Annotated in this window: 16 protein-coding genes; 6 read left to right on the top strand and 10 right to left on the bottom strand. The window is 72.2% G+C overall.

The window, feature by feature from the left end; genetic code table 11:
• Both AC4IJH_RS23390 and AC4IJH_RS23385 read left to right on the top strand, forming a co-directional pair.
• Nucleotides 1-1,786: glycoside hydrolase family 3 protein (locus AC4IJH_RS23390; protein WP_490853768.1), on the top strand; the 1,786-nt coding region annotated here is incomplete at its 5' end.
• A 294-nt stretch (nucleotides 1,787-2,080) separates the two neighbouring features.
• Nucleotides 2,081-2,710, top strand: a complete 630-nt coding sequence (locus tag AC4IJH_RS23385; RefSeq protein ID WP_490853767.1) for a hypothetical protein — start codon at nucleotides 2,081-2,083, stop codon at nucleotides 2,708-2,710.
• 51 nt (nucleotides 2,711-2,761) lie between these two features.
• Here AC4IJH_RS23385 and AC4IJH_RS23380 read toward each other — a convergent pair whose 3' ends face one another.
• From AC4IJH_RS23380 to AC4IJH_RS23370, 3 genes are all read right to left on the bottom strand, one after another.
• Nucleotides 2,762-4,195, bottom strand: a complete 1,434-nt coding sequence (locus AC4IJH_RS23380) for a S28 family serine protease (RefSeq protein WP_490853766.1) — start codon at nucleotides 4,193-4,195, stop codon at nucleotides 2,762-2,764.
• 268 nt (nucleotides 4,196-4,463) lie between these two features.
• Nucleotides 4,464-8,348 carry an ABC transporter ATP-binding protein gene (locus AC4IJH_RS23375; protein ID WP_490853765.1) on the bottom strand — a complete coding sequence of 1,295 codons (3,885 nt, stop codon included), beginning with the start codon at nucleotides 8,346-8,348 and terminating at the stop codon, nucleotides 4,464-4,466.
• 112 nt (nucleotides 8,349-8,460) lie between these two features.
• A complete protein-coding gene (locus tag AC4IJH_RS23370; RefSeq protein ID WP_490853764.1) occupies nucleotides 8,461-9,051 on the bottom strand; it encodes a TetR family transcriptional regulator in 591 nt (196 codons plus the stop codon).
• Nucleotides 9,052-9,159: 108 nt separating this feature from the next.
• Between AC4IJH_RS23370 and AC4IJH_RS23365 the strand changes: the two genes are divergently transcribed.
• Nucleotides 9,160-9,429 carry a putative antibiotic biosynthesis monooxygenase gene (locus tag AC4IJH_RS23365; RefSeq protein WP_490853763.1) on the top strand — a complete coding sequence of 90 codons (270 nt, stop codon included), beginning with the start codon at nucleotides 9,160-9,162 and terminating at the stop codon, nucleotides 9,427-9,429.
• On the opposite strand, the gene AC4IJH_RS23360 is transcribed toward AC4IJH_RS23365, so the two are convergent.
• From AC4IJH_RS23360 to AC4IJH_RS23350, 3 genes are all read right to left on the bottom strand, one after another.
• Nucleotides 9,377-10,399, bottom strand: coding sequence for an esterase-like activity of phytase family protein (locus AC4IJH_RS23360; protein ID WP_490853762.1), 1,023 nt, complete (start codon nucleotides 10,397-10,399; stop codon nucleotides 9,377-9,379). The two genes, AC4IJH_RS23365 and AC4IJH_RS23360, sit on opposite strands and share 53 nt — an antisense overlap.
• Before the next feature lie 120 nt (nucleotides 10,400-10,519).
• On the bottom strand, nucleotides 10,520-12,163 hold the full coding sequence (locus AC4IJH_RS23355) for a penicillin-binding transpeptidase domain-containing protein (protein ID WP_490853761.1): 1,644 nt from the start codon (nucleotides 12,161-12,163) through the stop codon (nucleotides 10,520-10,522).
• A 167-nt stretch (nucleotides 12,164-12,330) separates the two neighbouring features.
• Nucleotides 12,331-15,186 (bottom strand): discoidin domain-containing protein, encoded by a 2,856-nt coding sequence (locus AC4IJH_RS23350; RefSeq protein ID WP_490853760.1) that lies wholly within the window; start codon nucleotides 15,184-15,186, stop codon nucleotides 12,331-12,333.
• A 214-nt stretch (nucleotides 15,187-15,400) separates the two neighbouring features.
• Between AC4IJH_RS23350 and AC4IJH_RS23345 the strand changes: the two genes are divergently transcribed.
• The 3 genes from AC4IJH_RS23345 to AC4IJH_RS23335 all read left to right on the top strand — a co-directional run bounded on the left by AC4IJH_RS23345 (nucleotide 15,401) and on the right by AC4IJH_RS23335 (nucleotide 19,195).
• Nucleotides 15,401-16,204, top strand: coding sequence for an ATP-binding cassette domain-containing protein (locus AC4IJH_RS23345; protein WP_490853759.1), 804 nt, complete (start codon nucleotides 15,401-15,403; stop codon nucleotides 16,202-16,204).
• On the top strand, nucleotides 16,176-18,506 hold the full coding sequence (locus AC4IJH_RS23340) for a YhgE/Pip family protein (protein ID WP_490853758.1): 2,331 nt from the start codon (nucleotides 16,176-16,178) through the stop codon (nucleotides 18,504-18,506). The genes AC4IJH_RS23345 and AC4IJH_RS23340 overlap by 29 nt, the downstream gene beginning before the upstream one ends.
• Before the next feature lie 119 nt (nucleotides 18,507-18,625).
• Nucleotides 18,626-19,195 carry a TetR/AcrR family transcriptional regulator gene (locus tag AC4IJH_RS23335; RefSeq protein ID WP_490853772.1) on the top strand — a complete coding sequence of 190 codons (570 nt, stop codon included), beginning with the start codon at nucleotides 18,626-18,628 and terminating at the stop codon, nucleotides 19,193-19,195.
• Nucleotides 19,196-19,230: 35 nt separating this feature from the next.
• Here the strand turns inward: AC4IJH_RS23335 and AC4IJH_RS23330 are convergent, their stop codons facing one another.
• From AC4IJH_RS23330 to AC4IJH_RS23315, 4 genes are all read right to left on the bottom strand, one after another.
• The gene (locus AC4IJH_RS23330; protein ID WP_490853757.1) at nucleotides 19,231-19,881 is read right to left on the bottom strand and encodes a hypothetical protein; all 651 of its coding nucleotides are present in this window, start codon (nucleotides 19,879-19,881) and stop codon (nucleotides 19,231-19,233) included.
• A 102-nt stretch (nucleotides 19,882-19,983) separates the two neighbouring features.
• Complete coding sequence (locus AC4IJH_RS23325) at nucleotides 19,984-21,129, bottom strand: WXG100 family type VII secretion target (protein WP_490853756.1); 1,146 nt, start codon at nucleotides 21,127-21,129, stop codon at nucleotides 19,984-19,986.
• Between the two features lie 3 nt (nucleotides 21,130-21,132).
• The gene (locus tag AC4IJH_RS23320; RefSeq protein WP_490853755.1) at nucleotides 21,133-21,444 is read right to left on the bottom strand and encodes a WXG100 family type VII secretion target; all 312 of its coding nucleotides are present in this window, start codon (nucleotides 21,442-21,444) and stop codon (nucleotides 21,133-21,135) included.
• A 191-nt stretch (nucleotides 21,445-21,635) separates the two neighbouring features.
• Nucleotides 21,636-23,318 carry a thiamine pyrophosphate-binding protein gene (locus AC4IJH_RS23315; protein WP_490853754.1) on the bottom strand — a complete coding sequence of 561 codons (1,683 nt, stop codon included), beginning with the start codon at nucleotides 23,316-23,318 and terminating at the stop codon, nucleotides 21,636-21,638.
• Nucleotides 23,319-23,359: the final 41 nt, after the last annotated feature.

Raw genomic sequence — 23,359 nt, 5'->3', positions numbered from 1 at the left:
CGCCGCGGCGCCAGCGGCCGCGGCCGCCGCCTGCACCACGGGAGCCGGCGGCCAGGCGCACGCCTCGGCCGTCCCGCGCGGCCACGACCGGCTGCGCCGCACCGTCGAGCGGATGTCCCTGGAGGAAAAGGTCGGCCAGCTCTTCGTCATGCGGGTGTACGGGCACTCCGCGACCGACCCCGACCCGGCCGACGTCGAGGCCAACCGCAAGGAGATCGGCGTCGCCAACGCCGCCGAGCTGATCGCCAAGTACCACGTCGGCGGCATCATCTACTTCGGCTGGGCGCACAACACCCGCGAGCCGCACCAGATAGCCGAGCTGTCCAACGGCATCCAGCGGGCCGCGGCCGCCCAGCGCGTCCCCGTACCGCTGCTGATATCCACCGACCAGGAGCACGGCATCGTCGCCCGTGTCGGCGCGCCCGCCACCCTCTTCCCCGGCGCGATGGCGCTGGGCGCGGGCGGCTCCCGCGAGGACGCCCGTACGCTCGGCCACACAGCGGGCCGGGAGCTGTACGCGATGGGCATCCGGCAGAACTACGCGCCGGTCGCCGACGTCAACGTCAACGCCGCCAACCCGGTGATCGGCGTACGGTCCTTCGGCGCCGACCCCAAGGCCGCCGCCCGCCTGGTGGCCGCCGAGGTGGCGGGCTATCAGAGCGCGGGAGTCGCCGCGACGGCCAAGCACTTCCCCGGGCACGGCGACACCGACACCGACAGCCACATCGGGCTCCCCTACATCCACCACACCGCCGAGCAGTGGGAGCGCCTGGACGCGCCGCCCTTCCGGGCCGCCGTCGACGCCGGTATCGACTCGGTCATGACGGCGCACATCGTGGTCCCCGCCTTCGATCCGTCCGAGGACCCGGCCACCCTCTCCCGTCCGATCCTCACCGGCATCCTGCGCGAACGCCTGGGCTTCGAGGGGGTGGTGGTGACCGACTCTCTGGGCATGGAGGGCGTACGGACCAAGTACGGCGACGCGCGGGTGCCCGTACTGGCCCTGAAGGCGGGCGTCGACCAGCTGCTGAACCCGCCGCATCTCTCCGTCGCCCACCAGGCGGTCCTCAAGGCCGTGCGCGAGGGCGAGCTGAGCGAGCGCGACATCGACACGAAGGTGCTGCGCGTCCTGCGGCTCAAGGAGCGGCGCGGCCTGTTCGAGGACCCGTACACCACCGGCCGGGCCGTGGACCGCACCGTGGGCGTACGGCGCCATCTGGCCACCGCCGACCGGATCGCGGAGCGCACCACCACCCTGCTGGTCAACGAGGGCAGGCTGCTGCCGCTGTCGCGCCGGGCGCACCGCAGGGTGCTGGTGGCCGGCGCCGACGCGGCCGCGCCGTCGGGCACCGGCGGCCCGCCCACCGCCGTCCTGGCCAGGGCGCTCACCGAGCTGGGCTTCACGGCCACCGCGCTGCCGACCGGGACCGCGCCCTCCGCTGCCGTGATCCAGCAGGCGGTGGCGGCGCTGGGCGAGCGGGACGCGGCCGTGGTGGCGACCTACAACGTCACGGCGGGCTCGGCGCAGCGGGCGCTGGTGCGGGCGCTGCTGGCCACCGGCAGACCCGTGGTGCAGCTGGCGGTCCGCAACCCTTACGACATCGCGCAGCTGGAGGGGGTGCGGGCGGCGCTGGCGAGCTACTCGTGGACGGATGTGGAACTGCGGGCCGCGGCACGGGTGATCGCGGGCCGGCGGGACCCGCAGGGCAGGCTCCCGGTGCCGGTGATGCGCGCGGGCGATCCCTCGGCGGTGCTCTTCCCGCTCGGGCACGGGCTGTCCTACTGACCTGGCACGGGCTGTCCTACTGACCTGGCACGGGCTGTCCTACTGACCGGGCGCGGGCCGTCCTGTCGGGACGGCCGCGGCGCGGCGCGCGGACCGGCCACCCGTACGGCGCGCTCCGTACGGCCCCTACCGCGCGCCCCGTACCCCGTGCGCAATGCGTCCCCTGCGCCTGGCGTGCGCCCGTGAGCGCGGGTCACGCTGGGGGTGCCCGCACGGGAATCCAGGCAGGGGACCCAGGCACGGGGATGCAGGGGGGCCGCGATGCGTGGGCGGGTTCGGCGAGAAGTGCGCGAGATGCGCGCCCGGTTCACGGGTACCTCCCGGCGCTGCCGCACGGCGGCCCCGGTCCTCGCGCTGCTCCTGCTGGCCCCCGCCGCGCCCGCCTGCCGGCAGCAGGAGCCGCCCGCCGCCACGCACTCCCCCGGCGTCCCGCCCACCGCCGTCACCTTCCTGGCGCGCGGCGCGTGCAGCACCCGGGGCCGTACGGTCTTCCACGAGGTGTCCTGTACGAGCGAGAAGGCCGCGGCCAGTGTGCTGGCGCGCTACGACGGCAGCCAGGCGGACGGGCCGCTGTGCCCGGACCGTACGGACTTCGTGCTGCACATCAGCGAACACCGCCCGGACGCCGACGAGAACGGCGACGGCGCGGTGCCGCAGGGCTACGCGTGCATGCGCAACCTCGAACTCCCGCACCCCGGCGACCCGGGCGGGGGCGGCGGTCCGCGCACCATCGTGGGCGACTGCGTCTACTCCGCGCAGCGCGGCCAGGTCCGGGAGACGGCGTGCGACGGGTCGGGGACGCGGGCCCCGCAGTACAAGGTGAGCGCGGCGGTCGGCGCCCGGTCCGACTGCCCCGCCGACACCGTGCTGTACGTACAGCTCGGCGGCGGGGCCCCCATAGGGTGCGCCCGCCGCCTTCGGTGAGTGCCGCGCCGGTCAACTGCCCGGCGCACAGCGGTGATTACGGATGAACCGTTACGGCCGCAGCACCGGCGTCCGCTCGATCTCCCGCTTGTCCAGCTGCTTGCTGAACGGCGCCAGCGGCTGCGCCGTGCGCTGCTTGGCGAGGGCCTCGTCGTTCACATCCGCCCAGTCCAGCAGCTCGCTGGTGGCCTTGGCGCGCTCCTTGGCGGGCAGCTTGGCGATGTTCGCGCCGTGGTTGCCGCCGGGAACGGTGAACAGGTAGGTGTCCTCCGAGCCCCGACCGGGCGTGAAGTGCTCGGAGTTCCACGGGTCGAACTGCCCGTTGACGAACATCATCCGCTCGGCGTCCCGCTTGACCCACCGGTCGATGTCGCGCATCGCACGCTTGTCGAAGGCCATCGGGATGTCCTTGGGCACGAAGGACCGGGAGTTGTTGATGCCCGGGTACTGCAGCAGGTCCTTGACGTTCGGGTACGCGTAGCCGGGCTCACCGAGCTGGGTGCCCGCCTGGTAGTAGTACGGCAGGTACGGCTCCAGGCCCTGGTCGGTGTAGCTCTCGAAGCCGCCGACGGTGTCGATCCACTTCCACAGCTCGTCGTTGGTCGCCGTGGTCTTGGGCACCTGCGGGCAGGCGGTGGCGGCCGGCTGGTACTGCCAGAAGCCGAACACCAGGTCCGTCACGAGGACTTCGTAGGCGCGGTCGGCGTTGCCGATCAGCTTGAAGGACTTGCCCTCCTTCAGCGCCCACTTCTGGTACCGCTTGACCATCTCGCCGCGGCGCAGCAGCGCCTCCCGCTCGATCTTGGCGAGATCGCCGCGGCACTGCGCGGTGCCCACCGTCGCGAAGAACCGGTCGTAGGCGGAGTCCTCGTCGTTGTTGACGTCGTTGGGCGCCACGTAGGCGACCGTGCCGTCCATGTCGTCGGGGAAGAAGCGGCGGTAGTACGTCGCCGTCATGCCGCCCTTGCTGCCGCCGGTGGCGATCCAGTTGCGGTCGTAGATCTCGTTCAGCGCCTCGAAGATGCGGTGCTGGTCATTGGCGGCCTGCCAGATGTCCAGCTTCTTCCAGTTCGCGGGCTGCGGCCGGGACGGAGTGAAGTAGCGGTACTCCATCGAGACCTGGTTGCCGTCGATGATCTGCGTCGGCTCGCTGCGCCGGGGCTCGGTGCTGACGTTGTAGCCGGAGGTGAAGAAGACCGTGGGCCGCTCCACGGACTTGTGCAGCAGCGTGATGCGCTGCTGGAAGCTCCCCTTGCGGGGGTGCCGGTGGTCGACGGGCTGCTTGTAGTTCAGCACGAAGAAGCGGTAGCCCTGGACCGGCTTCTCCTCGATGAGGCTCATCCCCGGAATCGCCAGGATCCGGTCCTTGATGTCGGCGGTGGCCCTCGGCCCGGCGGCGGTGGCCGCCCCCGCCGAGGCCGTGCCGGCGCTCACCGTGCCTATGAGCACGGTGAGCGACAGCAGCCATCTGAGCGCCTTGCGCATGCACCCTCCCCTGGGGTTCGCAAAAGTCGCGCTGAACTTATCCGGTGGGCCCCCGCCGCGACCAGACCCTTTTTGTACCGACTCTCACGAGTGCGCGGTATGCGCCGGAACGATCAGTGGTGCGCGCAGAAACAGCGGACTCGCCCCGGGCCACCTCCCGGCACCGGAGCGGCCCCGGGCCGCCGGGGGCGGGCCCTTTCAGGCGCAGCCCCTCGGACAAGGCCCTCTCGCAAAGCCCTCTCGCAAGGCCCCCTCGGACACAGCCCCCTCAGGCCGCCACCGACTCCGCCTCGCCCGTGAAGGCCCGCCACAGCTTGGCGTAGCGCCCGCCCTGCTCCAGGAGTTGGGCGTGCGATCCGTCCTCCACGACGCGGCCCCGGTGCAGCACCACCACGCGGTCCGCGCGGGCGGCCGTGGTCAGGCGGTGGGCGACGATCAAGGTGGTGCGCGCGTAAGCGCTCGATGAGGGGCGGCGGTCGGGCGAGGGGCCGGCCGTACGGCGCCCGGCCAGCCGGTCGGTGGCCTGGTTGACCAGGGACTCGGTCGCCAGGTCCAGGGCGGCGGTCGCCTCGTCGAGCAACAGCACGTCGGGGTCGACGAGTTCGGCGCGGGCCAGGGCGATCAGCTGGCGCTGGCCCGCGGAGAGGTTGCGGCCGCGCTCGGCGACCTCGTGGAGGTAGCCGCCGTCCAGCGTGGCGATCATGTCGTGCGCGCCGACCGCCCTGGCCGCCGCCTCCACCTCGGCGTCGCTCGCCTCCGGCCGCCCGTAGGCGATGGCGTCGCGGACGGTGCCGGGGAAGAGGTAGGACTCCTGCGGGACCACGCCCAGGCGGTGCCGGTAGCCGGTCAGGTCCAGCTCGCGCAGGTCGTGGCCGTCCACGCGGACCGCGCCCGAGGTCGGGTCGTAGAACCGGGCCACCAGCTTGACCAGGGTGGACTTGCCCGCGCCGGTCTCGCCGACGAAGGCGACGGTCTGCCCTGCGGGGATTCTCAGGTCGATGCCGCTCAGCGCCGTCTCCGCCGCCTTGTCGGGATCGGCGCTCCCGTACCGGAAGTGCACGTCCTCGAAGACGATCTCGCCGCGCAACTCCTCGACCGCGCGCGGCTTGTGCGCTGCGGGGGTACTCGTCGGCTCGCGCAGCAGCTCCTGGATGCGGCCGAGCGAGACGGCGGCCTGCTGGTAGCCGTCGAAGACCTGCGAGAGCTGCTGTACGGGGGCGAAGAACAGGTCGATGTAGAGCAGGTAGGCGACCAGGGCGCCCGCCGTCAGGGTGCCCTCGCTGACCCGCCCGGCGCCGACGATCAGCACCAGCGCGGCCGCCGCCGAGGACAGCAGCTGGACGAAGGGGAAGTAGACGGAGATCAGGAACTGGCCGCGGATACGGGCCTGCCGGTAGCCGGCGCTGCGCTCGGAGAAACGCTCGGCGCCGGTGCGCTCGCGGCGGAAGGCCTGCACGATGCGCAGCCCGGCCACCGACTCCTGCAGGTCGCCGTTGACCGCGCTGATCCGCTCGCGCGCCAGCTCGTAGGCCTTCACGCTCTGCTTGCGGAAGAAGTACGTGCCGATGACCAGCGGCGGCAGGGTGGCGAAGACGACGAGCGCGAGCTGGACGTCGATGGTGATCAGGGCGACGAGGATGCCGAAGAAGGTCAGCAGCGAGACGACGGCGGTGACCAGCCCGGTCTGCAGGAACGTGGACAGGGCGTCCACGTCCGTGGTCATCCGGGTCATGATCTTGCCGGTCAGCTCGCGCTCGTAGTAGTCCAGGCCGAGCCGCTGGAGCTGGGCGAAGATCTTCACACGCAGCGCGTACAGGACGCGCTCGCCGGTACGGCCCGTCAAGCGGTTGGAGCCGACCTGCGCGGCCCACTGGCCGAGCACGACCAGCAGGGCCAGCCCGGCGGCCGTCCACACCCCGCTCATCAGGGCGCGCTGTACGCCGTCGTCGATGCCGTGCCGGATCAGCACCGGCAGCAGCAGCCCGCAGACCGCGTCGACGGCCACCAGCAGGAGGGCGAGCAGCAGGGGCCTGCCGAAGCCGCGCAGCAGGCGGCGCAGTCCGTAGGAGCTCTCGGCGCGGGCGGCCTGCTGCTCGTCGACGGCGGGGGTGTCGGTGGCGGGCGGCAGCGCGGCCACCTGGGCCAGCAGCTCGGGGGTGGCCGGCATGCCGGCCATGGCGCTGTGCACGCCCGGCGGGGGCGGTGCGGTGGTCGACGGGCCCGACGCGGTCTTGCCGGGATCGTCCGCGGTACGCACCCACAGCTCGGGGGTGACCCCGCCGGTCTCCCGGCGGGCGGCGGGCACGGCGGGCGCCTCGGGGGCCAGCAGCCCGGTGGCGGCGGACTCCCCGTCGAAGCCCGGGGCCCCCGCCAGGCCCGCCGGGTCGCGCCGGGTTCCGCCCAGCTCGTCGGGGTCGGTCAGCAGCCGCCGGTACAGCCCGCAGCGGCGCTGGAGCTCCTCCTGGGTGCCGATGTCCACCAGGCGCCCGCCGTCCAGGACGGCGACCCGGTCGGCGAGGGCCAGGGTGGAGGCGCGGTGGGCGATGAGCAGGGTCGTACGGCCCGCCATCACGCCCTTGAGCGCCTCGTGGATCTCATGCTCGACGCGGGCGTCCACGGCGGAGGTGGCGTCGTCCAGGACCAGCAGGCGGGGGTCGGTGAGGATGGCGCGGGCGAGGGCGATGCGCTGGCGCTGGCCGCCGGAGAGGGTCAGGCCCTGCTCGCCGACCTCGGTGTCGTAGCCGTGCGGCAGCCCGGATATGAAGCCGTCGGCCTGGGCGGCGCGGGCGGCGGTGCGTATCTGCTCGTCGGTGGCGTCCGGCAGGCCGTAGGCGATGTTGTCGCGGATGGAGTCGGAGAAGAGGAAGCTGCTCTCGGGGACCAGGCCGATGGCGGCGCGCAGCGAGGCCAGGGTCAGGTCGCGTACGTCGTGGCCGCCGACCTTGACCGTGCCGCTGCTCGCGTCGTAGAAGCGCGGCAGCAGCAGCGAGACGGTGGACTTGCCGCTGCCGGAGGTGCCGACCACGGCGACGGTCTCGCCTGGCTCGATGCGCAGTGAGAAGTCCTCCAGTACGGGGCGGGCGGTGCCGCCCTGGTCCCCGTACCCGAAGGAGACCCGGTCGAACTCGACGGTGGCGGGCGCGTCGGCGGGCAGCTCGCGCGCGCCGACGCGCTCCTTGATGACCGGCTCGGTGTCGATCAGTTCGAAGACCCGCTCCACACCGGCCCTGGCCTGCTGCCCGACGGTCAGCATCATGGCGAGCATCCGCACCGGGCCGACGAGCTGGGCGAGGTAGGTGGAGAAGGCGACGAAGGTGCCGAGCGTGATCTGGCCCTGGGTGGCCATCCAGCCGCCGAGGGCGAGCATGGCGACCTGGCCGAGGGCGGGCACGGCCTGGAGGGCGGGGGTGTAGCGGGCGTTGAGGCGTACGGTGCGCAGCCGGCCCGCGAACAGCTTGCGGCTCGCCGCGCGCAGCTTGCCGGCCTCCTGCTCCTCCTGCCCGAAGCCCTTGACGACGCGGACGCCGGAGACCGCGCCGTCCACCACTCCGGCGACGGTGGCGGCCTGGCTCTGCGCGTACCAGGTGGCGGGGAAGAGCCGGTTGCGGCTGCGGTTGGCGATCCACCACAGCGCGGGGGCGACGGCGAGCGCGACCACGGTCAGCAGCGGTGAGAGCACCGCCATGACGACCAGGGAGATCACGAACAGCAGGATGTTGCCGAGCATCATCGGGGCCATGAACAGCAGGCCCTGGATGAGCTGGAGGTCGCTGGTGGCGCGGCCGACGACCTGTCCGGTGGACAGCTCGTCCTGGCGTCTGCCGTCCAGCCTGCCGATCGAGCGGAACATCCGGGTGCGCAGGTCGTGCTGGACGTCCAGGGCCAGGCGCCCGCCGTAGTAGCGGCGGATGTAGGTGAGTGCGTAGACGACGACGGCGGCGACGATCAGGAGGGTCGCCCAGGGGGCGAGCGAGCGCTCCTGCTTGACGATCACGTCGTCGATGATCAGCTTCGGGACGAGCGGGACGAGTGCCATCACGGCCATCCCGGCGAGCGAGGACCCGAGTGCGAGCAGCACGTCCTTTCTGTACTGCCAGCAGTAGCGCGTCAGCCGACGCACCCAGCCCTGTTCCGCCCCGTCCGTGCCCGCCACGCGCTGCCTCCCGCACCTCGACCGTTACCGGAAGGCACCAACACCGTGAGGTGCGGATTTCATCCCGCCGCAACAATGGGCCGTCAGATCGCGGCGGCACTCCGCCCCGGGGTCAGGGCCGGTCCTGGCCGGCGAGGCGCCGCACCAGGCGCACCAGCGCGGCCCGCTCGGCCCGCGGCCCCGGCTCGCCGCCGTAGATCATGCGGACGGCCTGCGGGACGCTGAACCACCAGGCGCCGAGCGCGAGGACCGCGTAGAAGAGCGCGTCGGGGTCCAGGTCCGCGTCGAGCGTGCCGTCCTTCTGGGCGCGGGCCAGCGCCTGTACGCGGCTGTTGTAGGTGGCGGTGCGCTCGGCCTCCTTCAGGGCGGGGCCGCCGCCGTCGCGCAGCCCCTCCCAGTGCAGCAGCCGGATGAACTGGGGGCGGGCGCGGTGGTAGTCGTACAGCCGCCCCGCGTAGTCGCCGAGGTCGGCGGCCTGCTCGACGGTGACGGGGATGGTGGTGGCGATCCGCTCCAGCTCGGCCTCCAGGACGTGCCCGAAGAGCTTGTCCTTGTTGCCGAAGTACTGGTAGATGCGCTCCTTGTTGACGCCGGCCCGGGTGCCGATGCGGTCGATGCGGGCGCCCTCGAAGCCGTGCTCGGCGAATTCGTCCACGGCGGCGTCGAGCAGGGCTTGCTTGGTGCGTGCGGTGTCCCAGGCCATGCGCCCAGCGTACGCCATCTCCAACCAAGCGTTTGGAGATGGCCCGCGGCCGTGCTAGCTTCCGAAACTCCAAACACTTGGTTGGACATTTACGACAGGAGTCCTCGCATGTCCGCACCCGCCGCTTCCGGCCCGCCGCCCAAGCACCACATGGCCCTGATGATCTGGCTCGCGGTCTTCCCGACCCTGACCGTGCTGGAGCTGCTCTTCCACGACTGGCTGGCCGAGCTGCCGATGGTCGTGCAGACCCTGGTCCTGAGCGCCCTGGTCGTCCTGACCGTCGTCTACGTCCTGATGCCCCGGCTCCAGAAGGCGCGCGGCAAGATCATCGCGTCCCGCGCGCGGGCAGCCGCACGCTCAGCTCGTACAGGCGCGTGATCTGCGTGGGGCTCTGGTTGTCGTCGCTGGCCAGCAGCAGCCGCAGCCCCTTGTCCCGCGCCCGGCCCACCACCGCCATGGCCTCGATGTTGTCCAGCAGCGGATTGGCCTGGGGCTGTTTGGCGGGGGCGCCGAGCGAGGGGCAGTCGCCCAGGTCGGCGAGGAGGCGCTTGGGCATCGGGCGCCCCCGGCCCGCCCGGCGCGGGTCGGCCAGCTGGAGCCGGACGGTGTTGCCCACACCCGCCGTGAAGCCCCGCTCCAGTACGAGCAGCCGCCCGTCGGCGAGCGCGGCGGTCTCGGCCACGTTCAGGCCCCGGTCCAGCGGGTACGCGTACTGCCGCGCGAGGCGGAAGTCACCGCCGCCCGAGCGCCGCCAGGTCTGGAAGCGCACCAGCTCCCGCCCCTGGCTGTCGGTCCCCTCCCCGGTCAGCGGACCCTCCATCGCGGCGGTCAGCAGCCGGCCGTCGGCGCCGAGGGTCAGGCCCTCGAAGGTCTGGTTGGGGCGCCCGCGGCCCGCCGGGGCGAGCCTGAGCTCCTGCGGTACGGGCAGCGAGGCCAGTGGTGTGCCGTCGCCGCCGAAGCGCCGCACCGACGGCTCGGTCTCGGAGGCGACCAGGTACGAGCCGTCCCGTTCGACGGCCAGGCCCTCGGAGTCCAGCGGGCGGCCCGACGGGTCGGCGAGCGCCACGACGCGCTCGGGCCGGTGCAGCGGGCCCAGGGTGAACAGCTGGGAGCGGTCCGAGAGCGCGGCGATCCGCCCGTCGCGGCGCACCGCGAGGGCGGAGAGGTTGCCGACGAAGGTGCCCTGGAAGGTGGTCTTGTCCAGGGCGTCGGAGTAGCCGCCGATGGAGACCAGCGGCGAGCACTGGCGACCGGGGCCGGTGTCACGGGCCTGGGCGGCCGGGGCCGCCGGGCCCGCGATCAGTCCGGCCGTGGTGGCCAGAGTGGCAACTGCCGTACGGATGCGCATCGTTGGGACCTCCCGGTACGGGCGGGACTGTCGAAGACAGGCCCTGGCGCCGCCCATCGTCCCGCGTCCTCGGAGCCCGCGCCCGCACCGACCGGGCGGCCGGCGCCCGGGCTCCGGCTCTCAGCCGCCCGCCGCGAGCACCTTCCGTACGATCGGGCCCGCCGCGTCACCGCCGTGTCCACCCTGCTGCACGACGGCTGCCGCCGCGGCGTCATTGCGGTAACCGAGGAACCAACTGTCGCTGTTGCCTTGGTTGTCGGCCTCCGCCGAACCGGTCTTGGCGCCGGTGTCGCCGCCGAGCCCGGCCATCACCTTGGAGGCGGTGCCGCTGACGGCGGTGCGCCTCATCATGGCCTTGAGCTGCGCGGTGACCGAGGGCGAGAGCGTACGGGCCGCCCTGGCCACCGGGCGGTCGTCCAGCTCGCGGGAGACGAGGACGGGCTGGGCGAAGCGGCCGGTGGAGGCGGTGGCCGCGACCGAGGCCATGTTCAGCGGGCTCACCTGGATGCGGCCCTGGCCGATCAGCGCGGCCCCGGTCTCGGCGCCCTCGCTCTCGGGCACCCGGCCGTCGTGGGTGGCCACCCCCACCTTCCAGTCCAGCCCGAGCCCGAAGACGTCCCGGGCCTCGGCGGTCAGCGCGCCGCCGCCCAGCTGGTCGGCGAAGCCGACGAAGGCGGTGTTGCAGGAGTGCGCGAAGCCCTGCGCGAAGGTCTCGCCCTGCGTGGCGAAGTTGTTCAGGTTGTGGAAGGCGCGGCCGCCCGCGTTCGCGAACTTGGGGCACTCGACGACCTTGTCGCCCGAGACCAGGCCCTTGTCCATCAGCAGCGCGGCCGAGACGACCTTCATCGTCGAGCCGGGGGCCAGCTGCCCCTGGAAGGCGGCGTTGTAGGCGTCCTTGCGGTTGTTGGCGACGGCCAGGATGTCGCCGCTGCTGGGCTGGACGGCCACGACCGAGGACTCGCCGTACTCCTTGACCGCGGCCTCGGCCGCCCGTTGCGCCTTCTCGTCCAGCGTCGTACGGAGCTTGCCCTCCTTGCCCTTGACGAGGGTGTGCAGGGTCTCCCCCAGCTCGCCGCTCTCGTCCTTGACGCGCACCTCGATGCCCTGGACCCCGCCGGCCTTCTCGCCGTAGGCCTCGCGCAGCGCGGGCAGCACCGCGCTCAGCGAGGGGTAGTCCTTCGCGTCCAGCGGAGTGCCGTGGCGGTCGACGGCCTGCACCGGGGGCGCGCCGCCCGAGCCGGTCTGCAGGCTCTGGCCGCGCTTGAGCTTGGGGTGGACCACCGAGGCCTGCCAGTCCACCAGCGCCTTGCCGGTGGTGGCTCCGCGCTTGATCCGCAGCGCGGAGTCGTAGGTCCAGGTGGAGCGCGTCTTGCCGTGGTCGGCCTCGATCTGGGCGGTGACCTTGAACGGCACCTTGTCGCCGTTGGGCTCCCCCGGTTCGAGGGCCACCTTGGCGACCTTGGCCTGCTCGGTGAAGCCGGTCAGCGCCGAGCGCGATCCCTCGGCGTTGTCGGTGAGGGCCGCCGCGGCGTCCGTGTCGCCCTTGGCCCAGGCCGCCAGGAAGTCCCGTGCGGTGTTCTTGATCTCCTCGCCCGAGGGCGGCCCGCTCGCCTTGTTCGCGGACACCTGGCCCGCGCCGGACCCCGAGCCGGAGCCCGAGCCGTCGGAGGACAGCGCCTCGTAGACGTTGTAGCCGCCGATGCCGACGACCGTCGCCAGGCCGACGGCGACCCCGCCGATCACGACCTTCCCGACCGTACGCACAGTTCCCTCCCCAGGTCCAGACCACTGTGTGCAAGCTCGGACACTATGTGACACGCGGGGTATGTGGTGTCTCGGTTACGCAGCGGAACGGTCAATTTCCAACCGAAAACGAGCGGCAGCCGAACAATTCCGGCCACCGCTCGCCCCCGCCCGTCATCGCCCCCGCATTACCGCCCGGCGACGCGCCGCACCGTCAACTCCGCGACGCCCGGGCGCTTTCCGCCCTTGGCCGCCCCGGGGTCCAACCGCAGAGCGATACGGACATAGCGGGCAAGGGTCCGGCCGTCATAGCCGGTTCCGTGCCACTCCTTACCGTCAAGGGAGACTTCCGCCACATAGGAGGCAGGGGCGGTATTTGCCCACTTGGGTGTGATCTGACCGATCCATTGCGGCTTGCCCAGATCCACGGTTAGGTTCCCGGTGTCGCCCTGCGGCACCCAGGCGGTGGCCTCGTTGCCGTCCACCGCGGCGCCCGCGTACATCCCCGGCTCCTGCGAACTCGCCCGTGCCGCCGTGCACCGGGCCGCGTTGCCGGTCGGCGTCAGGTCGGGCCGCCGCGTCTTGAGCACCAGTGGCGCGCCCCGGCCGACCACCCGCTCGCCCTCCGGCGCCTGGACCCGCATCGGCGCGCCGCCGGTCAGCCGCACGGTCGTGGTGTGCGCGCCCAGCTCGACGTCGTACGTACGGCCCTGCCAGCGCAGCCCGCGCAGGGTGACGCCGTCGGCCAGCTGCGGCGGCAGCATCGGGTCCAGGCGCAGCCGGTCCTCCGCCATCCGCATCCCGCTCAGGCCGTGGGTGAAGACCTGGAGGAAGCCGCCCTTGCCGGTCAGGAAGTCCTGGGCCGGCGACCCGGCGTGCGGGTCCTCGGCCCCCGCCTTGTCCCCGCGCGCCTCGGAGAACTGGGCGAAGGGGCCGCGCACGAAGGGGCGGATGGCGCGCTGGAGATAGGTGTACGTCGAGCAGCCGGGCTCGCCGATGCCCGCGGCGTCCACGGCGTGCACCGAGTCGGTCATGGCCGGGCCGTCCGGGTCGGTGCGCTGGGCGTAGTAGTCCAGCGTCGCCGCGGCGGCCCCCTTGGGCATCGGCCACTGCAGCGGGTACATCAGCAGCACGGTGTCCGCCTGCTTGATCGTGGTGCCCTTGTAGCCGTCGTACTGCCGGAAGACCTTGGTCTTGGCGTCGTAGGGGATGCGCAGCTTGTCGGCGACGGTCCGCCAGGCGGCCGGGGCGCGCTCGCCCAGGAGCTCGGCGGCGCGGGTGGCGTGGCGCAGCGCGGTGGCCGCGCCGGCGTTGGTGAACACCGCGTCGTCCACGCCGTTGCTGTACTCGTCCGGTCCGGCGACGTTCTTGACCGAGTAGCTGCCGTCCGCATTGCGCGTGGCCCGTGAGGCCCAGAACTGCGCGATGCCCTTCATCACCGGCCAGCCGCGCTCGCGCAGCCAGGCGGTGTCCTTGGTGGCGAGGTAGTACTGCCAGGCGGCCAGCGAGATGTCGCCCATGAGGTGGTTCTGGGTCGTGCAGTGCGGCGGGTCCCAGCTGTGGCACTCCCGCCCCAGGTCGCCCTTGCTGCCGCTGGTCCAGGGGTAGAACAGCCCCTCGTAGCCCAGCCTGCGGGCGTTCGCGGCGGCCGCGGCCCGCGTCCGGTAGCGGTAGTCGACCACCGTCCTGGCCAGCTCGGGGTGGGTGGCCAGCAGCCCCGGATACATCCAGGTCTCCGCGTCCCAGAACACCTCGCCCGCGTAGTTGTCGCTGGTCAGGCCGGTGGGGCCGATGCTGTTGGCGGCGCCCTGGCGGGTGCTGGACAGCAGCCCGTACTGCGCCGAGCGCACCCACGCGCGCAGCTCGCGCTGCTCCTGGCCGCGGCCGTGCACCTCGATACGGGAGCGCCACAGCTTCGCCCAGGCCGCGGCGTTCTCCTCGAAGATCCCGGGCCAGCCGCGGGCCGCGGCACGCAGCGCGGCGGCGGTCGCGGCGGCGCGCGGGGCGCGGGAGGTCAGGGCGGTGTCCACACCGACGTACTTGGCCAGCTCGTAGGTCCGCCCCCGGCGCACCGGGAAGGTGACGGACTGGCTGGTGGTCAGCTCCCGGGCCGCGCCCGCCCGCCGGGTGCCCGTGGGGCGCACGTGCTCGCCCGGCCGCAGCGTGGAGGCGACGGCTCCGTCGGTGCCCTCGCCGTCCTGCTCACGCCCGTCGGTGCGGAAGGTGACGTCCATGGTGGAGGCGTTGCCATGGTGAGCGGTCCGGCTGCCGTGGCCGTGGCGGGCGTGGTGGCGGCCGTGGCCGTCGTGGCCGTTGTCCGTACGGGGGCCGCCCGTACGGGGTCCGCCGCCCGTCTGGGACATCCGGCGCGCGCCCCGCCCGTCCAGGACGTCGGTGACGCTCGCCTCGCCGCTCCAGCGCGGGGTCATCCGCAGCCGTACGGCGCCGGTGTGCGCGTCGGTGCGGTCGGTGAGCACGTCGTAGACCAGGTCGGTTACGCGGCCGTCGGCGGCGGTCCAGGTCAGGGACGTACGGACCAGGCCGCAGCGCAGGAAGAGCGTCTGGCGGTAGTGCGAGATACGGCCGGGGTCGGTGGCCGAGGAGAAGGTCTGCGAACCGGCGCCGCCGGTGGTCACGTTGAGGGTGGTCCAGGTGGGGAGCGCGGCGACGGCCTGCCGGCCCTCCAGGTTGCCCGGCCCCTTCGCGTACAGCCCGGAGACGAAGGAGCCGTCGTAGCGCGGCGTCTTCAGCGGCCAGCCGGTCTCGCCGCCCGGTGCGGCGTAGCCGGTGCCGTTGGGCGGCACACGCTGGCCCAGATAGCCGTTGCCGACGAAGGCGTGATGGCTGTCCTCGGGGTCGATCCGGGTGGCGGTCGCCGTCCAGCCGTCGCCGTCGCGGCCGTCCTCGCCGCACGCCGGGGCGGCGGCCGCGTCCCGTACGCCCGGCGGCGGTCCGCCTTCCTGTGCCGACGCGGCGACGGGCGGCAGCGCCGCGAGGAGGGTGCCCGCGATGAGCGGAGCGAGCAGCTGGGCCGAGCGGTTCATCGTTCTCCGTCTCCGTCGTACTCCGTCGTATCCGTACCGTCCGTCGCTTCTGCCGTACGGATTGCGGACTTTCGCAGGGACATCACACGTCACGGTGACCCTAGAACGCCCCACCCGTCACGCGCTGGCGATCTCAGCAAATGGCCCTGATTGGTCAAGACGGCCATGGATACGGCACACTTTTAGACTGACCAGTCAGAACAAAGGAGGGGACGTGGACAGCACCCGACAGGGGGCGGCGGTCACCGCCAGGGGAATCGGGATCAAGGGACCCAGAGGATGGGTCTTCAGAGGCATCGACATCGACGCCGAGCCCGGCTCGCTGATCGTGATCGAGGGCCCTTCGGGCTCCGGCCGCACCTGCCTCCTGCTGGCCCTGACCGGCCGTATGCGCATCACCGAGGGCCATGCCACGGTCGCCGGCGCCTTCCTGCCCAAGCGGATGGGCACGCTGCGGGCCGTTACCGCCATCGCCCATGTCCCCGGCATCGCCGACCTCGAACCGGCCCTGACCGTGGGGGAACACCTCCAGGAGCAGGCCCTGCTGGGGCACCGGCTGACCTCCTTCCTTCCCTGGGGACGCCGTCAGAAGGAGGCGGCCAAGGCCCGTATCGACGCCGCGCTCGCCGCCGTCGCGCTGGACCCGAAGACGCTGCCGAAGGGCCTGCGTACGCACGTACGGGACCTGGAGCGCCTGGAGGCGCTGCGGCTGTCCATCGCGCTGGCGATGATGCACGGCCCGCGCCTGCTGGCCGTCGACGACGTCGACCTCAAGCTCTCGGAGACCGAGCGCGCCCAGGCCTGGGACCTGCTGCGCGACCTCGCGCTGGGCGGCGTCACCGTCGTGGCCGCGGGCGGCGGCGCACCGCAGGGCGCGGTCCGCGTCTCCACCGCGCAGGCGGCCTCGACCCTGGTCGCCGCCTCCGGCTCTGCCGGCTCTGCTGGCTCTACCGATTCCACCCACTCCGCTCCCGAGGAGGACCCGGCGCATGCGTTCGCCGAAACTCGCCGCGCTTGAGCTCAAGCGTTTCGGCAGGGGAAAGCTGCCCCGACTGGGCCTGGTCGCCCTGATGCTGATCCCTCTGCTGTACGGCGCGCTGTACCTCTTCTCCTTCTGGGACCCCTACAGCCGCCTGGACAAGATCCCGGTGGCGCTGGTCAATGAGGACGAGGGCGCGACCGCCGACGGCAAGAAGATCGCCGTCGGCGATGAGCTCGTCAAGAAGGTGCACGACAGCAACACCTTCAACTGGGAGGACGTCAGCGCCGCGGACGCCGCCAAGGGCATCGAGAACGGCACGTACTACCTCTCGCTGACCGTCCCCAAGGACTTCAGCAAGCGCATCGCCTCCAGCTCCGGCGACTCCCCCGAGACCGGCGCCCTCCAGGTCCGCACGAACGACGCCAACAGCTACATCGTCGGCTCGATCTCCAAGACCGTCTTCTCCGAACTCCGCGCCAAGACCTCGGCGAGCTCGTCCCGCGAGTTCCTCGACAAGATCTTCGTGTCGTTCTCCGACCTCCACGGCAAGACCAAGGAGGCAGCGGACGGCGCCACGAAGATCGACGAAGGCCTGGACACCGCCAAGGACGGCTCGGGCAAGCTGAAGGACGGCCTGGGCACCGCCGACCAGAAGACGGGCGAACTGGCCGATGGCCTGGGCAAGCTCAACGAGGGCTCGGGCAAGGTCAGCAACGGCCTTGACAAGCTGCACGGCAAGTCCGGCGAGCTGAGCAAGGGCGCCGGAGCCGTGGACAAGGGCGCCAAGGATCTCAACAAGGGCGTCACCAAGGCCGATGCCGGAGTCCAGGCGCTCAGCAAGGGGATAGGCGAACTGGCCGGCGGTACCCAGCAGCTCGCCGACACGGCCAACGGCCTGGCGGGCAAGGCGAATCCGCTGCTCGACGGGCGCGGCAAGGAACTGGCGGAGAAGGCGAAGATAGCCGCCGACCTCAGCCGGGCGCTCAACGAAGACCTCGGCAAGCTGCCGGGGAACTCCGCGAAGGCCGCAGCCCAGGCCCGCAAGAACGCCGACGACGCCAAGGCGCTCTACCAGGAGCAGTGCGGCGCAGGCTCGGCCAACGACGCCTCCTGCGTCAAGCTGAAGGGCATCGCCGCCGGTGCCACGCTGGGCGCCGACGTGGCGGAGAAGGTCAACAGTGACATCGCCGGGCTCGACATGAAGCCGCTGCGCGAAGAGCTGCAGAAGGTGAACAAGCTCGCCACGGTCGTCGCCGAGCACGCACCCACCGCTCAGAAGGACCTCAACACCGCAGTCGCCAAGATCAACCTGCTCAACACCGGCGCGCAGAAGCTCTCCGCCGGGGCGAAGCAGATCGCCAGCGGCACCGGCCAGCTCGCCGCCGGATCGGGCAAGGTCGCCGACGGCACCGGCAAGGTCGCCGACGGCAACCGCCAGCTGACCAACGGCGCAGGTGACCTCGCCAACGGCGCGGGCCAGCTGCACGACAAGCTCGGCGTTGCCGAGAACGGTGCCGGTCAGCTCAGCGACGGCATCGGCAAGCTCGCCGAAGGCGCAGTCAAGCTCGACGGTGGGATCTACAAGCTCAAGGACGGGTCCAACCAGCTCGCCACTGGGCTCAACGGTGGCGTCGACAAGATTCCGAACTACGACAAGCAGGACCGCGAGCACCGCACCGACGTCATGTCCGACCCGGTGAAGCTCGCCTCGCAGTCGATGCACAAGGCGCCCAACTACGGCACGGGCCTGGCCCCGTACTTCATCCCGCTGTCCCTGTGGGTCGGCGCGATGGTCGCGTACATGCTGCTGCAGCCGCTGGGCAAGCGCGCGCTGGCCTCGGGCGCGCCCGGATGGCGGGTCGCGCTCGGCGGCTGGCTGCCGGCCTTCGCCATCGGCGTGGTCCAGGTCGTGGCCCTGATGGCCGTCCTGCACTTCGTGCTCGGCCTGGAGATGGCCCGCGCGGCCGGAACCATCGGCTTCCTGCTGCTGACCACGGCCTGCTTCACCGCCCTGATCCAGCTCTTCGGCGCGAAGTTCGGCCCGGCGGGCCGTGTGCTGACCCTGGTCGTGCTGATGCTCCAGCTGACCTCGGCCGGCGGCACCTACCCCGTCCAGACCAGCCCCGGCTTCTTCGGCGCCATCCACCCCTTCCTGCCGATGAGTTACGTGGTGGACGGCCTGCGCCGCCTCATCACCGGCGGCGACCTGGGCATCGTCTGGCAGGGCAGCATCGTGCTCGCAGCCTTCACGCTCGGCGCGCTGGCGCTCACCGCGCTGACCGCGCGCGGCCGGCAGGTCGTACGGATGAAGGACCTGCACCCGGAGCTGAGTCTGTGACCGTACGGACGACACGTCCCCGCGGCCACCGGGGTGGTGCCACGACCGGCACCACCCCGGGGCCGGGTCCCGCCGCGGCCCCCGCCCCGGGGGCGCGGCGCGCGGCCACCCGCCGCAAGCTGTTCGCGGCGGCGGTCACCCTCATCGCCGAACAGGGCTTCTCCGCCACGACCGTGGACGCGATCGCGGAGCGGGCCGGTGTCGCCAAGGGCACCGTCTACTACAACTTCACCAGCAAGGAAGTCCTCTTCGAGGAGCTGATGCGGGACGGCATCGAACTGCTCGCCGCCTCCCTCCAGCAGGCCGCCGACGCGACCGCGCAGCGCGGCGGCTCCCGGATCGACGCGCTGGACGCGATGATCCGGGCCGGTCTGGACTTCATCGTCCAGTCCCCTTCCCTGACCCAGCTCTTCGTCGCCGAGCTGTGGCGTACGAACCGGACCTGGCAGTCCACGCTGACCATGGTGCGGGGGCGGGCCATCGCGGTCGTGGAGTCCGTACTGCGCGAGGCGGTGGACACCGGCGAGCTGAGCGAGGAGATCGATATCCCGCTCACCGCGTCCGCCCTGTTCGGGATGGTGCTGGTGGCCGCCCTGGACTGGCAGTCCTACCAGCCGGACCGGTCGGTGGAGGACGTCCACGCGTCCCTGTCGTTCCTGCTCCAGGGCCGCGTGGGCGGCCACGCGTAACCCTGCGGCCCCAGCGGCCCCACCTTCTCAACTCCCTATGGCTGTCCGGCGGAATCCACCCGCCGGGCAGCCATTTCCATGAGCTCCCGGGGGATCGAGGCGACCGTGGCGTGCAGGTCCAGGGCGCACTCCTCCAGCAGCTCCGGCGAGGAGCGCCCCTTGCCCCAGGCGACCGCGAGGTTTCCGTCCAGCCGCCAGTGCCTGCCGATGAGCTGGGGCCGTCCGAGCACCTCGGGGGTGATCAGTGAGCCGGAAGTCCAGCCGTCGGCCACCATCACCTTCACGCCCTCGAAGCGGGGGCCCGCCGCCGCGGCGTCGCACTCGTAGAGCGTGCGCTCACCGGCCCCCCGGAAATCCCGGGGCGTGGGCCGCCAGCGCGGGCCGGGGGGATAGACCCCGAAGGTGGGCAGGGCGTGCGGGAACCACAGGGCGACGCCGGAGAATTCGGCGTCGTAGGAGGTGTGTCCGGACCGGATGACCTCGGTGAGCTGCCACAGCAGGACCTCGACCGCCGGGCCCGAGGCGTCCGGGCCGGGCAGCTCACCGGCGGTCGCATGGTCGAACCAGAGCTTGGCGCCGCTGAACGGCTGGGCGCCCACCAGCCGTTCCCTGGCGTCCGCCCGGTCGTCCAGATCCCGCAGCGCCCGCCAGTCCGGGCGGACGTTGTCCCATCTCTCCCGCTGCATGCGGGGCGTCACGGCAGGCGGCGGAGGGCTTCCGTCGGTCCGCCGCCGCTTGCCGGTGCCCTGCCACTTCGCCTTGCCGAAAGGCCACATGTACGCCTCCGCCTACGCGCCCGGAAGCTCCACCGCACCGTCCTCGTCGATCATCGCCGGTCCGGCACCCTTGCGCTTCGGACTGTTGTTGACGGTTCCTTCCACGGCATTGCCCTCCGCGTACGTGGAGCCGTTCCTGCCGATCTCGTAGCCGCCCTCCAGAGGCTTCTGCACGGCCTCCGGCTCGCGCCGCCCCGGGAACCTGTTCCCCCGGTACGCCCCCAGTCCCCCGGTGATCCCACTGGTCACGGTGTCGGCGCCGGGCGTCGTGGCGTTGGGGTCGAGCTGGTCCGCCACGAACGCCCCGCCCGCGCTGCCCGCCGCACCGGAGACCACCTTCTGAGCGGTCTTGGCCCCGCCTTCGAGCCCCTTGCCGAGCAGTGCCTTGTCGAGCGCGGTGGGCGCGGCATGAGTGCCCAGCGGGCTCAGCCCCTTGCCCAGCGCCGCCGGTCCCGCCGCCACCGTGCCCGCCACCGCCGCGTTGCGCAGATCCTGCCAGCCGAGGCCGAACCCGTCCTTCGCGTCGTTGCTGAGAAGTTTGTTGCCCGCGGTGCCCAGGTAGTTCATGGCGGTGTTCTTGAGCGCCTCGCCGAGGAGTTTGGACAGCCCCTTGACGATACGGGTCATGACCCGGGAATCGCTGACGAGCCGGACCACGGCCTCCTCGGCGCGTTCCGCGAGGCGGGTGAATCTGGCTGTCAGGCTGATGATTTTCATGGCGCGGGCGCCGGAGGCTGCGGCTGCCACCGCGTCGGAGATGCCTGCCGTGACGGCGGTGAGCAGGGCGCCCGCCAGTTCCATCTCGGCTATTTCCAGGGCTATTTCGACGATTTCCTTCAGGATCTGCTCGGCTTCGTCGGCGTAGGCCTGGAGTTCCTTCTGTACGGCGGTGAAGTTCTTCGACGTCTTCTTCAGGGCGTCGTACTGCTGCTGCCAGTGCTTCGTGAAGGCGTCGGCCGCCTCGCCCTGCCAGGTGACACCGGCCACGGCGTGCACGCGGTGGTTCAAGTGCTCGGCGGTGTGGTCGAGGTCCTGGCCGAACGTACGCCAGCCGTGGGCGAGTTCGCGCAGGGTTTCCGGGTCGCCGCCGGGCCAGGGGATGCCGAGCATTTCCAGGACCGGGGTGGCCTTGTCGACGAGGAAGCTGTTGAGGCTCATCCCTCAGCCGCCCAGCGTCTTGGTGGTGTGGGCCTCGACGGCGTCGTAATTCCCGGCGGAGCGGTGCAGCCCGGCGCCGGAGTGGTCCAGCAGGCGGGCGAGTTCACGCAGCCCTTCGGAGGTGTGGGCGACCATCTCGGTGTACTTGGTGGTGACGCCCGTGCACGCGCCCAGGAGGCCGAACGCGGTGCCCGCGTGGGCGACTCGGGCGGTGAATCCCGCGATGCGTCCGTCGATCTCCTCGGCGGCGGTACGGAAATCCTGGACGAGTTCGCGTACTCCGTCGGGATGCACGCGGAAGTGTTCCGCTGTCATTTTCTGTTCCCCGTTCCCCGTTCCCCGTATGCGCGTTGTCGGAGCGGTCATCGACCGTGCGCCGTTGGGACATTACGAGGAGCGGGTGGCGGCGAGGAAGGCGGAAAGGGAGGGATTTACGGTCGGGTGAGGGGGTGTTTGCGGGGGCGTGGGGCCGTCCAGGTCAGATGTTTGTTCAGGTTATGAAGGCGTCAAGGTGCCGCAGGGGCGGGGGTGGCGATGTGGGTGGGGGCGAACATGCGGAGGGTGGCGGGGAGGACGACGACCGAGGGGCCGGGGGCGGCGAGGGCGGCCGCGAGGTCGGCGCGGAGGCGGTCCGGGGTGGTGCGGGTGGCGGGGACGCCGAAGGAGGCGGCCAGGGCGGCGAAGTCCGGGCGGGTCAACTCCGTTGCCTCGGCGGTGGTTTCGCCGAAGGTGTCGGTCATGTACTCGCGCAGGATGCCGTAGCCGCCGTCGTCGACGATGAGCCAGGTGACGGGGAGGGCGTACTGGCGGGCGGTGGCCAGTTCGGCCAGGGAGTACATGGCGCCGCCGTCGCCGGAGACGGCGAGTACGGGGCGGGCGGGGTCGGCGACGGCGGCGCCCAGGGCCGCGGGGAAGCCGTAGCCCAGGCCGCCGGCGCCCTGGGCGGAGTGCAGGCAGTTCGGTGTGCGCGCGTCGAAGCCCGACCAGGCCCAGTAGGCGAGGATCGTCATGTCCCAGAAGCTGGGCGCGTCGTCGGGCAGGGCCCCGCGCACAGCGGCCAGCACCTGGCGCTCCAGGTCCAGCTTCTGGTCGTCCAGGCGCCGGCGGACGCGGGCGAGCAGGGCCGATACGGCGGCTTCGGGGCGGCTGCCGGGGGCCTCGCGGCGGTCCCGTACCTGTGCGAGCAGCGCCTCCAGGGCGAGGCGGGCGTCGGCGTGGAGGGCGAGGGCGGGGTGGTTGGACTCCAGTTTGCCCAGGTCGGCCTCGATCTGGACGACCCGGCCGCGCGGGCGGAAGGTGTGGTAGTTGGAGGAGAGTTCGCCGAGGCCGGAGCCGATGACGAGGAGCGTGTCGGCGTCCTGGAGGAACTCGGTGGTGTGCTGGTCCTCCAGCCAGGACTGGAGGGAGAGCGGGTGCTCCCAGGGGAAGGCGCCCTTGCCGCCGAAGGTGGTGGCGACCGGGGCGCGCAGCTTCTCCGCCAGGGCCAGGAGTTCGGGCTCCGCGCCGGACCGTACGACGCCGCCGCCGGCCAGGATCACGGGGCGGGGAGAGGAGGAGAGGCGGGCGGCGGCCTGCGCGATCAGTTCGCGGCGGGGCGTCAACGGGTGCAGGGTGAGGGGCAGTTCGGTGACCGGCGGGATGTCCGTGGGGGCCAGCAGGACGTCCTGGGGGATCTCCAGCCAGACGGGTCCGTGCGGGGCGGTCAGGGCGCTGCGCCAGGCCTCGGCGACGGCGGAGGGGATCTGGGAGGCCGTACGGGCGGTGTGCACGGACTTGACCACGCCCCTGAACGAGGCGCTCTGGTCGGTGAGTTCGTGCAGATAGCCGTGGCGTCCGCCGCCGAGGCCCGCGACGGGGACCTGGCTGCCGATGGCCAGTACGGCGGCGGAGGCGGCGGCGGACTCCTGGAGGGCGGCGAGCGTCATCAGGGCGCCGGGTCCGGTGGAGACCAGCAGCGGGGCGACGCCGTGCGTCATACGGGCGTAGGCGTCGGCGGCGAAGCCGGCGTTGTTCTCCACCCGGAGGCCGATGTAGCGCAGGGGGGAGCGGCGGAGGGCGTCGAAGGTGCCGAGGGCGTGCTGGCCGGGGAGGCCGAAGACGGTGCTCGCGCCGAGTGCTGTCAGCGACTCGGCGACCAGATCGCCTCCCCTTCGCTGCACTCGGCCCGGCGGCGGCGTGGTGGTGCTCATCGTGGTCGACTCTCCCTGTGTATCGCGGCCCGCGGCCGCTC

Source organism: Streptomyces sp. UF-297, from assembly GCF_058245575.1.
Note: the sequence above shows the minus strand (reverse complement) of the source record. Positions and strands in the feature narration are given on the sequence as shown.

Bases quoted from the DNA above. Each gene is read 5' to 3' on its own strand.
- AC4IJH_RS23330 (WP_490853757.1), bottom strand. From the start codon at position 19,881: ATGCAGCGGGAGAGATGGGACAACGTCCGCCCGGACTGGCGGGCGCTG.
- AC4IJH_RS23320 (WP_490853755.1), bottom strand. From the start codon at position 21,444: ATGACAGCGGAACACTTCCGCGTGCATCCCGACGGAGTACGCGAACTC.
- AC4IJH_RS23370 (WP_490853764.1), bottom strand. From the start codon at position 9,051: ATGGCCTGGGACACCGCACGCACCAAGCAAGCCCTGCTCGACGCCGCC.
- AC4IJH_RS23380 (WP_490853766.1), bottom strand. From the start codon at position 4,195: ATGCGCAAGGCGCTCAGATGGCTGCTGTCGCTCACCGTGCTCATAGGC.
- AC4IJH_RS23340 (WP_490853758.1), top strand. From the start codon at position 16,176: ATGCGTTCGCCGAAACTCGCCGCGCTTGAGCTCAAGCGTTTCGGCAGG.
- AC4IJH_RS23385 (WP_490853767.1), top strand. From the start codon at position 2,081: ATGCGCGCCCGGTTCACGGGTACCTCCCGGCGCTGCCGCACGGCGGCC.
- AC4IJH_RS23315 (WP_490853754.1), bottom strand. From the start codon at position 23,318: ATGAGCACCACCACGCCGCCGCCGGGCCGAGTGCAGCGAAGGGGAGGC.
- AC4IJH_RS23360 (WP_490853762.1), bottom strand. From the start codon at position 10,399: ATGCGCATCCGTACGGCAGTTGCCACTCTGGCCACCACGGCCGGACTG.
- AC4IJH_RS23350 (WP_490853760.1), bottom strand. From the start codon at position 15,186: ATGAACCGCTCGGCCCAGCTGCTCGCTCCGCTCATCGCGGGCACCCTC.
- AC4IJH_RS23325 (WP_490853756.1), bottom strand. From the start codon at position 21,129: ATGAGCCTCAACAGCTTCCTCGTCGACAAGGCCACCCCGGTCCTGGAA.
- AC4IJH_RS23365 (WP_490853763.1), top strand. From the start codon at position 9,160: ATGTCCGCACCCGCCGCTTCCGGCCCGCCGCCCAAGCACCACATGGCC.